Origin of the sequence: Bacillus pretiosus, assembly GCF_051294775.1 — a bacterium.
Taxonomy (GTDB): domain Bacteria; phylum Bacillota; class Bacilli; order Bacillales; family Bacillaceae_G; genus Bacillus_A; species Bacillus_A wiedmannii.
Genome location: NZ_JBPPHF010000011.1, coordinates 16,647 through 30,074, shown reverse-complemented (window position 1 = coordinate 30,074; position 13,428 = coordinate 16,647). Strand labels below are relative to the sequence as shown.

General features: G+C 39.9%; 13 protein-coding genes and 1 other annotated feature. All 13 genes read right to left on the bottom strand.

Annotated features, from left to right (window positions below):
* Positions 1–181: 181 nt before the first annotated feature.
* The 13 genes from rpsG to rpmG all read right to left on the bottom strand — a co-directional run bounded on the left by rpsG (position 182) and on the right by rpmG (position 13,376).
* Positions 182–652, bottom strand: a complete 471-nt coding sequence (rpsG, locus tag ACSG5Z_RS28540) for a 30S ribosomal protein S7 (RefSeq protein ID WP_001137489.1) — start codon at positions 650–652, stop codon at positions 182–184.
* Between the two features lie 29 nt (positions 653–681).
* Positions 682–1,104: a 30S ribosomal protein S12 gene (gene rpsL, locus ACSG5Z_RS28535; protein ID WP_001142341.1), complete on the bottom strand. Its 423-nt coding sequence runs from the start codon at positions 1,102–1,104 to the stop codon at positions 682–684.
* A 114-nt stretch (positions 1,105–1,218) separates the two neighbouring features.
* Positions 1,219–1,467, bottom strand: a complete 249-nt coding sequence (locus tag ACSG5Z_RS28530) for a 50S ribosomal protein L7ae-like protein (RefSeq protein WP_000121828.1) — start codon at positions 1,465–1,467, stop codon at positions 1,219–1,221.
* Between the two features lie 113 nt (positions 1,468–1,580).
* Complete coding sequence (gene rpoC, locus ACSG5Z_RS28525) at positions 1,581–5,192, bottom strand: DNA-directed RNA polymerase subunit beta' (RefSeq protein ID WP_000567950.1); 3,612 nt, start codon at positions 5,190–5,192, stop codon at positions 1,581–1,583.
* A 37-nt stretch (positions 5,193–5,229) separates the two neighbouring features.
* Positions 5,230–8,763 (bottom strand): DNA-directed RNA polymerase subunit beta, encoded by a 3,534-nt coding sequence (gene rpoB / locus ACSG5Z_RS28520; protein ID WP_000147550.1) that lies wholly within the window; start codon positions 8,761–8,763, stop codon positions 5,230–5,232.
* Positions 8,764–9,053: 290 nt separating this feature from the next.
* Entirely contained in the window at positions 9,054–9,653 is a 600-nt protein-coding gene (locus ACSG5Z_RS28515; protein ID WP_048543031.1) for a class I SAM-dependent methyltransferase, read from the bottom strand.
* A 76-nt stretch (positions 9,654–9,729) separates the two neighbouring features.
* Positions 9,730–10,089 (bottom strand): 50S ribosomal protein L7/L12, encoded by a 360-nt coding sequence (gene rplL, locus ACSG5Z_RS28510; protein WP_000159737.1) that lies wholly within the window; start codon positions 10,087–10,089, stop codon positions 9,730–9,732.
* A 67-nt stretch (positions 10,090–10,156) separates the two neighbouring features.
* Complete coding sequence (gene rplJ, locus ACSG5Z_RS28505; RefSeq protein WP_000048721.1) at positions 10,157–10,657, bottom strand: 50S ribosomal protein L10; 501 nt, start codon at positions 10,655–10,657, stop codon at positions 10,157–10,159.
* A gap of 39 nt (positions 10,658–10,696) precedes the next feature.
* Positions 10,697–10,840: a sequence feature (ribosomal protein L10 leader region), on the bottom strand.
* A 49-nt stretch (positions 10,841–10,889) separates the two neighbouring features.
* Positions 10,890–11,582: a 50S ribosomal protein L1 gene (gene rplA, locus ACSG5Z_RS28500; protein WP_002096939.1), complete on the bottom strand. Its 693-nt coding sequence runs from the start codon at positions 11,580–11,582 to the stop codon at positions 10,890–10,892.
* Positions 11,583–11,759: 177 nt separating this feature from the next.
* Positions 11,760–12,185: a 50S ribosomal protein L11 gene (gene rplK, locus ACSG5Z_RS28495; RefSeq protein ID WP_001085872.1), complete on the bottom strand. Its 426-nt coding sequence runs from the start codon at positions 12,183–12,185 to the stop codon at positions 11,760–11,762.
* 167 nt (positions 12,186–12,352) lie between these two features.
* The gene (gene nusG, locus ACSG5Z_RS28490) at positions 12,353–12,886 is read right to left on the bottom strand and encodes a transcription termination/antitermination protein NusG (protein WP_000415794.1); all 534 of its coding nucleotides are present in this window, start codon (positions 12,884–12,886) and stop codon (positions 12,353–12,355) included.
* A 131-nt stretch (positions 12,887–13,017) separates the two neighbouring features.
* Complete coding sequence (gene secE / locus ACSG5Z_RS28485) at positions 13,018–13,197, bottom strand: preprotein translocase subunit SecE (protein ID WP_001241321.1); 180 nt, start codon at positions 13,195–13,197, stop codon at positions 13,018–13,020.
* A gap of 32 nt (positions 13,198–13,229) precedes the next feature.
* Positions 13,230–13,376 carry a 50S ribosomal protein L33 gene (gene rpmG / locus ACSG5Z_RS28480; RefSeq protein ID WP_002070160.1) on the bottom strand — a complete coding sequence of 49 codons (147 nt, stop codon included), beginning with the start codon at positions 13,374–13,376 and terminating at the stop codon, positions 13,230–13,232.
* Positions 13,377–13,428: the final 52 nt, after the last annotated feature.

Genomic DNA, 13,428 nt, shown 5'->3' with positions numbered 1-13,428 from the left:
ATTGGATTTTTTTATTTTAAGTAGCAAAAAAGCCACTTTATATTGTTACACATGTCAGTATGTCCAGTACCCTCATTATGTAAAACGAGCGCCCAACGAAAGGGAGAGGCATTCTCCCTCTCCACACTTCCATAAGCGACAAATAAAGCGGTTTATGCTTACATTTATTTTACGTTGAATCCTACCAACGGTAATGAGCAAATGCTTTGTTAGCTTCTGCCATTTTATGAGTGTCTTCACGTTTCTTAACAGATGCACCAGCATTGTTAGCTGCATCTAAGATTTCGTAAGCTAGACGCTCTTCCATAGTTTTTTCACCACGAAGACGAGCATAGTTTACTAACCAGCGAAGACCTAAAGTTGTACGGCGTTCTGGACGAACCTCAACTGGAACTTGGTAGTTAGCACCACCAACACGACGAGCACGTACTTCAAGAACAGGCATGATGTTCTTAAGAGCTTGCTCGAATACTTCCATAGGGTCTTTATCTGAACGTTCACGAACGATATCGAAAGCGTTATAAAGAATTGTTTGAGATTTACCTTTTTTACCGTCAACCATCATTTTGTTGATAAGGCGTGTTACTAGCTTAGACTTGTACATTGGATCTGGTAACACGTCACGTTTCGCAACAGGTCCTTTACGAGGCATATTGAGTTCCTCCTTTCATTATAAGTTTATTATTTTTTAGCAGGTTTTGGTCGCTTAGTACCATATTTAGAACGTCCTTGCATACGTTTGTCAACACCAGCTGTATCAAGCGCACCACGAACGATGTGGTAACGTACCCCTGGTAAATCCTTTACTCGACCACCGCGAATTAATACTACGCTATGCTCTTGTAGGTTATGACCGATACCTGGGATGTAAGCTGTAACCTCGATACCGTTTGTTAAACGTACACGAGCGTATTTACGTAACGCTGAGTTAGGTTTCTTTGGAGTCATTGTACCAACACGAGTACATACACCACGTTTTTGAGGTGCAGAGATATCAGTTGATTTTTTCTTTAAAGAGTTGAACCCTTTGTTTAACGCAGGTGATTTAGATTTCCATACTTTATCAGTACGACCATTTCTCACTAATTGGTTAATAGTAGGCATTTGATTATCCTCCCTTCGCATGTTTGTATGACCACATATCCAGGTGGTTCATTATTAGTTGAAAACAAAGTTTTTGCAAGGAAGAGCAAATGCTCTCTCCTCACAAAAACAGTTTTAACTTATTATTCCTATTGCTGAAGCTCCCACTTGAATCCCCGAAACTTTTCCAAGCTTACGAACTGATTCAACTTTGGTTATGGGTATGTTATGTTGCAAGGCGGTACGAATGATCATATGGGTTAACCGCATATCAGCATCTTCCGCAATAACAACTTCTTTAACTATACCATTTTTGATTGCCTCCAATGTGCGTTTATGACCAACGACTACATTTTCAGCATTTGACACTTTTTGATAAGACATATAAATATCCTCCAAAGCATCGTTCAGGAGCAACCTTGATTATAGTAACATTTTGACTCATACAATGTCAACTAGGATTAACTGTTTTTATACAAAATTTACGACGGAAAATTTTACTGTTCCACATAAACTTCATCGTTTTCTACATTCATGTCACCTTGTGTTGTTTTTACAAGATCCACTTTGCGATAACGATTCATACCTGTTCCAGCAGGAACAAGTTTACCGATAATAACATTTTCTTTCAATCCTAGAAGCTCATCGCGTTTACCCTTAATCGCTGCATCAGTTAAGACACGTGTCGTTTCTTGGAACGATGCTGCAGATAAGAATGAATCAGTTTCAAGTGAAGCTTTTGTAATACCAAGTAGAACAGGTCTAGCCGTTGCTGGTTGTTTACCTTTCAGTAACACCTTCGCATTCGCATCAGTAAACTGATGGATATCTAGTAGTGTTCCTGGTAATACATCTGTTTCACCCGCATCACTTACACGAACTTTACGTAACATTTGACGTACCATTACTTCTACGTGTTTGTCACCAATTTCTACCCCTTGCATACGGTATACTTTTTGAACTTCACGTAGTAAGTATTCTTGAACCGCCGTAATGTCCGTTACTTTTAGTAATTCTTTCGGATCAATAGAACCTTCTGTTAACTCTTTACCGTGGCTAATTGGCTGTCCTAGAGTTACTTTCAGACGTGCACCGTAAGGAATAGCATACGTACGAGCTTCAACTTCACCCTGTACAACTACTTCTTGGCGATCTTTAACATCGTTAATCGCTGCGATAACACCATCGATTTCACTGATAACTGCCTGACCTTTCGGGTTACGAGCTTCGAAGATCTCTTGGATACGAGGTAAACCTTGAGTGATATCATCTCCGGCAACCCCACCTGTATGGAACGTACGCATCGTTAACTGTGTACCTGGCTCACCGATAGATTGAGCTGCGATAATACCTACCGCTTCTCCTACTTCTACGTCTGTACCAGTTGCTAAGTTTCGACCGTAACACTTCTTACATACACCGTGGCGAGTGTTACACGTGAACGCTGAACGAATGTTTACAGTTTCAACACCCGAATTTTCAACGATATGCGCGATATCTTCAGTAATTAGTTGGTTTTCACTAACTAATACTTCACCTGTTTCAGGATGTTTTACAGTTTTTCTTGCAAAACGTCCAACAAGACGATCATATAATGACTCAATTACTTCATTACCCTCTTTAATCGCACCAATTAATAGACCACGATCTGTTCCACAATCATCTTCACGGACAATTACATCTTGTGCAACGTCTACAAGACGACGTGTTAAGTAACCAGAATCGGCAGTTTTAAGTGCTGTATCGGCAAGACCTTTACGCGCACCATGCGTAGAGATGAAGTACTCAAGTACTGTTAAACCTTCACGGAAACTTGATTTAATTGGAAGTTCGATAATACGACCAGATGGATTGGCCATCAGACCACGCATACCAGCAAGCTGAGTAAAGTTCGATGCGTTACCACGGGCACCTGAATCACTCATCATGAAGATTGGGTTGCGTTTATTCAAGGATTTCATCAGTTTTCCTTGGATAACATCTTTTGCATTACTCCAAATAGAGATAACGCGATCGTAACGTTCTTCTTCCGTGATTAAACCGCGACGGAATTGTTTAATTACATTATCTACTTTTGCTTGTGCTTCATGGAGAATTTCATCTTTTTCGCCTAATACAAGAATGTCAGATACCCCAACTGTAATACCAGCTTTTGTAGAGTACTTAAATCCTAAGTTTTTCATGCGGTCAAGCATGCGAGATGTTTCCGTAATTTGGAAACGTTTGAATACTTCCGCAATGATGTTACCAAGGATCTTCTTGCTAAATGGCGCCACTTCTTCGCGACTAGCAATAATTTCTTTAATGTTCGCACCTTTTTCAACGAAATATTCCGCTGGTGTTTCTTTTTCAAGGTTTGAGTTTGTTGGTTCATTAATATAAGGGAACGACTCTGGTAAGATTTCGTTAAATATTAATTTACCAACTGTTGTTAATAGAAGCTTACTCTTTTGCTCTTCAGTAAACGTTACATTATTTACCGAACTTGCAGCAACTGCAACACGTGTGTGCAGATGTACATATCCATTTTGGTATGCAAGTATTGCTTCGTTTGCATCTTTGAAGACCATACCTTCACCGATTGCGCCTTCACGCTCAAGTGTTAAGTAGTAGTTACCTAATACCATATCCTGAGATGGAGTAACAACTGGTTTTCCGTCTTTTGGATTCAAGATGTTTTGTGCCGCTAACATAAGAATACGAGCTTCTGCTTGTGCCTCTGATGATAACGGTACGTGAACTGCCATTTGGTCACCGTCAAAGTCCGCGTTGTATGCAGTACATACAAGTGGGTGAAGACGAATTGCGCGACCTTCTACTAATGTAGGTTCAAACGCCTGGATACCAAGACGGTGAAGTGTTGGTGCGCGGTTTAGAAGTACTGGATGCTCTTTGATCACAGATTCTAAAACGTCCCAAACTTCAGGTTGTACACGCTCAATTTTACGTTTAGCACTCTTAATGTTGTGTGCTAAACCTTTTCCAACTAACTCTTTCATAACGAAAGGCTTAAACAATTCAAGCGCCATTTCTTTCGGTAATCCACATTGGTACATCTTTAAGTTCGGTCCTACAACGATTACAGAACGGCCAGAGTAGTCAACACGTTTACCTAATAAGTTTTGACGGAAACGTCCTTGTTTACCTTTAAGCATGTGAGATAGCGATTTTAATGGACGGTTACCTGGTCCAGTAACTGGACGGCCGCGGCGACCATTATCGATTAATGCGTCTACAGCTTCTTGTAACATACGTTTTTCGTTTTGAACGATGATGCTTGGTGCACCTAAGTCCAATAGACGTTTTAAACGATTATTACGGTTAATTACACGACGGTATAAGTCGTTTAAGTCAGAAGTAGCAAAACGTCCACCATCCAACTGTACCATTGGGCGTAGTTCTGGCGGGATAACTGGAAGAACATCTAGGATCATCCAAGATGGGTGATTTCCAGAGTTACGGAATGCTTCTAATACTTCTAGACGTTTAATAGCACGAGTACGGCGTTGTCCTTGCGCTGTTTTTAATTCTTCTTTTAAGAAGTCTACTTCTTTATCTAAATCGATGTCTTGTAGTAGCTTTTTAATCGCTTCCGCACCCATAGCAGCTTGGAATGTGCTACCATATCGATCACGATATGCACGGTATTCTTTTTCAGAAAGTAATTGCTTCTTATCAAGTGGTGTATCTCCACTTTCTGTTACAACATAAGAAGCGAAATAAATTACTTCTTCAAGCGCGCGAGGGGACATGTCTAAGACAAGTCCCATGCGGCTCGGGATACCTTTGAAATACCAAATATGAGATACAGGAGCAGCTAATTCGATATGACCCATACGTTCACGACGAACTTTTGCACGCGTTACTTCAACGCCACATCGATCACAAACTACACCTTTATAACGTACACGTTTGTATTTTCCGCAATGACATTCCCAGTCCTTTTGTGGTCCGAAAATACGCTCACAGAACAAGCCATCTTTTTCAGGCTTTAACGTACGATAGTTAATTGTTTCTGGTTTCTTAACTTCACCGTATGACCAAGAACGAATCTTGTCAGGTGAAGCAAGTCCAATCTTCATATATTCAAAGTTATTTACATCTATCAAGGGGCCTACCTCCCTTTTAGTCTACAGGTTATCCCAATTATTCTTTAGTTGTCTCCACTTCGACATTCAATTTATCTGCTGATTGATGATCATCGTCATCTTCTGTATCACGCATTTCAATTTCTTTATCGTCGCTAGACATCATTTTAACGTCCATACCTAAACTTTGCAGCTCTTTAATCAATACTTTGAATGATTCAGGAACGCCTGGTTCTGGAACATTTTCGCCTTTAACAATTGCTTCATACGTCTTAACACGTCCAACAACATCATCAGACTTCACTGTTAAGATTTCTTGAAGAGTATAAGCAGCACCGTAAGCTTCAAGTGCCCAAACCTCCATCTCACCGAAACGCTGTCCACCGAACTGAGCTTTACCTCCAAGAGGCTGCTGCGTTACAAGTGAGTATGGTCCAGTAGAACGAGCATGAAGTTTATCGTCAACCATGTGCGCAAGTTTGATCATATACATGACACCAACAGATACGCGGTTATCGAATGGTTCACCAGTACGTCCGTCATACAGGATTGTTTTCGCGTCATTTGCCATACCAGCTTCTTCAATCGTGCCCCAAACATCTTCCTCACGAGCACCATCGAATACTGGTGTTGCAATGTGAATACCAAGGTATCTTGCTGCCATACCAAGATGAAGCTCTAATACCTGACCGATATTCATACGAGATGGTACCCCTAATGGGTTTAACATGATATCGATTGGCGTACCGTCTGGTAAGTAAGGCATATCTTCTTCTGGTAAAATACGAGAGATAACACCTTTGTTACCGTGACGTCCGGCCATCTTGTCACCTTCAGAGATTTTACGTTTTTGAACGATATATGCACGTACAAGTTGATTCACGCCTGGTGGCAATTCATCGCCATCTTCACGGTTGAATACTTTTACGTCTAAGATAATACCGCCACCACCGTGTGGTACACGTAGTGATGTATCACGTACTTCACGTGCTTTTTCTCCAAAGATAGCATGTAATAGACGTTCTTCAGCTGTTAATTCTGTTACACCTTTAGGTGTTACTTTACCAACAAGTAAATCTCCATCTTTTACTTCCGCACCAACGCGAATGATACCGCGCTCGTCAAGGTTGCGTAATGCATCTTCCCCAACGTTTGGAATGTCACGTGTAATTTCTTCTGGTCCAAGCTTCGTATCACGAGCTTCTGACTCATATTCTTCAATATGAATAGAAGTGTACACATCATCTTTTACAAGGCGCTCACTCATAATGATCGCATCCTCGTAGTTATAACCGTCCCAAGTCATGAAGCCAACAAGCACGTTACGTCCAAGTGCTAGTTCACCTAATTCCATAGAAGGACCATCCGCAAGAATCTCACCTTTTACAACTTCATTTCCAACACTTACGATTGGACGTTGGTTGTAGCAAGTTCCTTGGTTAGAACGAATGAATTTTTGCATTTTGTAACGATCTAAGTCGCCTTTTACTGTTTGACCGTCAACTTCTACATAGCGACGTACCCAAACTTCACGTGCTTCTACGCGTTCAACAACACCAGGATGTTTACAGATTACTGCAGCACCTGAGTCTTTTGCTGATACGTACTCCATACCTGTACCTACAATCGGAGATTCCGGATTCATTAACGGAACCGCCTGACGTTGCATGTTCGCTCCCATAAGTGCGCGGTTAGAGTCATCGTTTTCTAAGAACGGAATACAAGCTGTCGCTGCCGACACTACTTGTTTTGGAGATACATCCATGTAGTCGATGCGTTCTTTATTTGTGACAATGTTTTCACCACGGAAACGAGCTACGATATCTTCGCTAAGGAATTCTCCTTCTTCAGATAATTTCATATTCGCTTGGGCTACAACATAATTATCTTCTTCATCTGCTGTTAAGTAATCAACCTGCCCTGTTACAAGACCAGATTCTGGATCAACACGACGGTATGGTGTTTCAATGAAACCAAACTCATTTACTTTCGCGAACGATGATAATGAGTTAATCAAACCGATGTTTGGTCCCTCTGGTGTTTCAATCGGACACATACGACCATAGTGAGAGTAGTGAACGTCACGTACTTCAAAGCCTGCGCGCTCACGCGTTAAACCACCGGGTCCTAATGCAGATAGTCTTCGTTTGTGAGTTAACTCTGCTAATGGGTTTGTTTGATCCATGAACTGAGATAACTGAGAACTTCCGAAGAACTCTTTAATAGATGCAATAACCGGGCGAATGTTAATTAACGCTTGTGGTGTAATTGCATTTGTATCTTGAATCGACATTCTCTCACGAACAACACGTTCCATACGAGAAAGACCGATACGGAATTGATTTTGTAATAGTTCTCCAACAGAACGCAGACGACGGTTTCCTAAATGGTCGATATCATCTGTATCACCCACTTTGTATAGTAGGTTGAAGAAGTAACTGATAGAAGCAAGGATATCACCTGGTGTGATGTGTTTTACATCACGAGTAATATTTGCATTACCAATTACATTAATTACGCGTTCGCCTTCTGACTCAGGAGCATAAATCTTAATAGATTGCAGCTCAACATCGCCTTCTACCACTCCACCCATTGGTTTCGCTGTTTTGAATCCAATGTTTTTCTCTAAGTAAGGTAAAATGCGATCAAGTGTACGACGATCTAAGATTGTTCCTTCCGCCGCTAAAATTTCACCAGTTTCTGGATCCACTAATGTTTCAGCTAAACGTTGATTAAACAATCTGTTTTTAATGTGTAACTTCTTGTTGATCTTATAGCGACCTACATTTGCTAAATCGTAGCGCTTTGGATCGAAGAAACGAGACACAAGTAAGCTCTTAGCATTTTCTACTGTTGGTGGTTCACCAGGACGTAGACGCTCATAAATTTCAAGCAATGCTTTTTCTGTGCTATCTGTGTTGTCTTTTTCTAATGTGTTGCTTAAGTATTCGTTATCACCTAAAAGCTCGGTGATTTCTTGATCAGAGCCAAACCCTAATGCGCGTAACAAAACAGTTACAGGAAGTTTACGCGTACGGTCAATACGCACATATACAACATCCTTAGCATCTGTCTCATACTCTAACCAAGCTCCGCGGTTTGGAATTACAGTAGCAGTAAAACCACGTTTTCCGTTTTTATCCACTTTGCCACTATAGTATACGCTTGGAGAGCGAACTAACTGGGAAACGATAACACGTTCTGCACCGTTAATTACGAATGTTCCAGTCTCTGTCATGAGTGGGAAATCTCCCATGAACACATCTTGTTCTTTTACTTCACCAGTTTCCTTGTTGATTAGACGCACTTTTACACGAAGTGGTGCTGCATACGTCACATCACGCTCTTTGCATTCGTCTACAGAGTATTTAGGTTCACCTAAGCTGTAGTCGATAAATTCAAGCGATAGATTTCCCGTAAAGTCTTCGATCGGAGAAATGTCCTGGAACATTTCTCGCAAACCCTCATCAAGAAACCACTGATAAGAAGAGGTTTGAATTTCGATAAGATTTGGTAACTCTAATACTTCACTAATACGGGCATAACTTCTTCGTTGGCGGTGGCGTCCGTATTGAACTAGTTGACCTGTCAACTGCTTCACCCCTCAAATCATGAGTATTATAAATGCACAAAAAAATTTGTGCAAAATCACAAATAAATACAACTACTGCTATTAGCGTAGTTTTTTCTCTTAAAGATAAATACGTTGAGTCTTTCTACCTGCTCAAAAAAGAAAAATGGCTTCTATAAGAAAACCATCATTCTGTTTCATAATCTGCTGATTTTACTATCTTTTCCAAGAGAAACAAAAATATACATCTTTCTCAACGCAGAAAATCATATATTGGCATTGTATAATGTTAACATAGCCAAAAATAACCGTCAACGTTTTTTTGATTTTATGATATAATATCCTTTTTTCTTTTCTACAACTTCGACTTCAGAAAATACTTCCTCTAGTTTCTTCAGTGCAGATGGTGCACCTTGCTTCTTTTGAATAACAATCCATAACTCTCCACCTGGAACTAAATACTCTACAGCCTTTTCTAAAATCTCATGCACGATATCTTTACCTGCACGAATTGGAGGATTAGATAGAATAGCAGCATACATACCATCTACATTTTCATAGACGCTACTTTGAAAAATGCGTACATTTCCAATTCTATTGTTAGCGGCATTTTCTTTCGCAAGCTCAAGCGCCCTTTCATTCACATCCACCATGTGAACTTTACGGTCTTGAAACTCTTTCGCCAACGATAAACCAATTGGTCCATATCCACAACCTACGTCTAATATATCACCTTTAATATCTGGCACTTGAAACGCTTCAATTAAAAGACGAGAACCAAAGTCCACTTCGTTTTTCGAGAACACCCCACGGTCAGATAAGAAAGTAAATTGAGATCCACGAAGTGTAAATTCCCATCGTTTACGATCACTTTTACTAGAAGGGTCGTTAGAAAAATAATGGTCTGCCATATGGCCACCTCTTTTCTTTACAGTTAAAAAAAAAGCTCGCATGAGAGCGAGCTTTTTTTAAAGCATCAAAAGTTAATTACTTAACTTCTACAGCAGCGCCAACTTCTTCAAGTTTAGCTTTCATTTCTTCAGCTTCCTCTTTAGAAACGCCTTCTTTGATTGCTTTTGGAGTGTTGTCAACTAATTCTTTAGCTTCTTTTAAGCCAAGACCAGTGATTTCACGTACAGCTTTGATAACTTTGATTTTTTGAGCGCCAGCACTTGCAAGTACTACGTCAAATTCAGTTTTCTCAGCAGCAGCTTCACCAGCGCCACCAGCTACAGCTACAGGAGCAGCAGCAGTTACGCCGAATTCTTCCTCGATAGCTTTTACTAAGTCGTTAAGTTCTAATACAGTCATAGATTTAACTGCTTCAATGATTTGTTCTTTAGTCATTGTAAATATCCTCCCTTAAATAGGTTTGTATTGTTTTATAGATAACAAGTAATTATCTTTTAAAAAATTAAGCGCCTTGCTCTTCCTTTTGTTCTGCAACTGCTTTAGTAGCAAGTGCAAGGTTACGGATTGGAGCTTGAAGAACGCTAAGAAGCATAGAAAGTAAGCCTTCACGTGATGGAAGAGTAGCGATAGCTTTAACCTCATCAAGTGTTACAAGTTTACCTTCGATTACACCAGCTTTAATTTCTAAAGCTTCATGTTTTGTAGCGAAGTCGTTTAATACTTTCGCAGGAGCAACTACATCCTCGTTACTGAACGCGATTGCGTTTGGTCCTGTTAAGAATTCGTTTAACTCAGCCATTTCAGCAGACTCTGCAGCACGACGAGTTAAAGAGTTTTTGTAAACTTTGAACTCAACGCCAGCTTCACGTAAGTTTTTACGTAATTCTGTTACTTCAGAAACTGTTAAACCACGGTAGTCAACAACGATTGTAGATTTACTTTCGCGAAGTTTGTCCGCGATTTCAGTTACAACTTGTTGTTTAGTTTCGATTACTTTGCTCATGTTATTACACCTCCTGTAGATTATATAGAAGATGTACCGAAAGTGCACTAAAAACCTCCATGCCCAACTTGTAGACATGGAGGCATATAGTCACAGAAAAAAATTCCGTTTCGTATATTAACACCTAGGTAGGAAATTAAGTCTATTGACACCTACTGTCTACGGTACACTAATTAAATTCACAACATAAATGATTATATAAAAACTTCTTTATGAAGTCAACTTCCAAATTTTACGCTAATGTAGAAACGTCTACACGTACGCCAGGTCCCATTGTAGAAGCAACTGTTACGTTCTTCATGTAAGTACCTTTTGCAGCAGCTGGCTTAACTTTTTGTAAAGTGTCAGCAATTGTTCCGAAGTTTTCTACTAATTTAGCATCTTCGAAAGATACTTTACCGATTGGAACGTGGATGTTACCAGCTTTATCAACGCGGTATTCAACTTTACCAGCTTTGATTTCGTTAACAGCTTTAGTTACATCGAAAGTAACTGTTCCAGTTTTAGGGTTTGGCATTAAACCTTTAGGTCCTAATACGCGACCAAGTTTACCAACTTCCCCCATCATGTCAGGAGTTGCTACTACTACATCGAAATCGAACCAACCTTGTTGGATTTTACCGATGTAATCAGCATCGCCTACGAAGTCAGCTCCAGCAGCTTCAGCTTCTTTAGCCTTTTCACCTTTAGCGAATACTAATACACGTTGTACTTTACCAGTACCGTGTGGAAGAACAACTGCACCACGGATTTGTTGGTCAGCTTTCTTAGGGTCAACACCTAAACGGAATGCAACTTCTACAGTCGCATCAAATTTAGCTGTGTTTGTTTTCTTTACTAATTCTACTGCTTCTGTTGCAGAGTAAGCAGTTGCACGATCAACAAGCTTTGCAGCTTCTACGTACTTTTTACCTCTTTTAGCCATTTTTATTTCCTCCTCGAATGTGGTTTTAGCGGAATAACCTCCCACGTTTACGCTTATTTTCAGGTATAACCTGAGGATGCGCGCCATCCATTTATTTAAAAACGATAATCATTTACGATAATAAAGGTTGCGAATTGGAATTCCAGACCCGCAACCTTTTTAAAAAAACAAATCGAATTAGTCTTCGATAACGATGCCCATACTGCGTGCAGTACCTTCAACCATACGCATTGCAGCTTCTACACTAGCAGCGTTTAGGTCAGGCATTTTAGTTTCAGCGATTTCGCGTACTTTATCACGCTTAACAGTTGCCACTTTATTACGGTTTGGTTCACCAGAACCAGACTCAATACCAGCTACTTTCTTAAGAAGAACAGCAGCAGGAGGAGTTTTAGTAATGAAAGTGAATGAACGGTCCTCAAATACCGTAATTTCAACAGGGATGATAAGACCAGCTTGATCAGCTGTACGAGCGTTAAACTCTTTACAGAAGCCCATGATGTTAACACCTGCTTGTCCTAATGCTGGACCAACTGGTGGAGCTGGGTTAGCTTTACCTGCAGGAATTTGAAGCTTTACCATTTTAATTACCTTTTTAGCCACGAGACACACCTCCTTAAGTCCGTGATGTGGTCAATTGGACAGTGATTTGCCCTCCCACGTCATATTTTATCTGTAAGGATAAAATCTTTCAAAAAACGTCTCCGATAACGAAGACGTACTGACTTAAAAGATATTATCACTTTTTACAATTCATTTCAAGTTTCATTTTATAATTTTTCAATTTGATGGAAGTCAAGCTCAACTGGAGTCTCGCGACCAAACATATCCACAAGCACGCTAACCTTTTTCTTCTCCACATCAATTTCTTCAATAGCACCTGTATAATCTGCGAATGGCCCCTCATTTACACGCACTGTCTCATGAAGTTCAAAGTCGAAATCAACCACTTCGTTGTCCATTCCCATATGCTTCATAATGGTAACCACTTCCTCTTCTAATAGAGGTGATGGTTTAGATCCAGAACCAGAAGAACCAACGAACCCAGTTACACCTGGCGTGTTACGTACAACATACCAAGAGTCATCAGTCATGATTAATTCTACTAATACATAACCTGGGAACACTTTTCTTTTCATTAATTTTTCTTTACCGTTTTTCATTTCTACTTCTACTTCTTCCGGGACAACAACACGGAAAATTTTATCTTGCATACCCATTGATTCTACACGTTTCTCTAGGTTTGCTTTTACTTTATTTTCATATCCAGAATAAGTATGGACAACATACCAACTTTTTTCCATTCATTTAGGACGAGCGTCCTTCCCTCCCTGACGTACATTTTTTTGCGCAAATGAAAAAACCCGTTCACCGGGCCTTTACACAGTTCTTATAAATAACATTATATCATGGATAAGTGCTTCTTATTCAAGAATTAACCAAGAATTAACCGAATTAAAGAAGAAATGCCCATATCAACCACTGCGAAGAAAATCGCAAAGAAGACAACTGTAGCGATAACAGTCGCTGTTGAACGGAGTAATTCATCTTTTTTAGGCCAACTTACTTTTTTCATTTCGCGACCTACATCGCCGAAAAAGTTCGTTAAACGCATCTACGGGACCTCCAGTGTATTATTTCAATTATTTATTTTGTTTCCTTGTGAACTGTATGCTGATTGCATGTTTTACAAAACTTCTTTATTTCAAGTCGCTCTACTGAGCTCGTATCTTTCATCGTAGAGTAGTTTCGATTTTTACACTCTTCACATGAGAGTACAACTTTTTTCCTCATTAGTTACACCAACCTTGTAACATTATGTCCCTAAAAATGTATCATACAACAA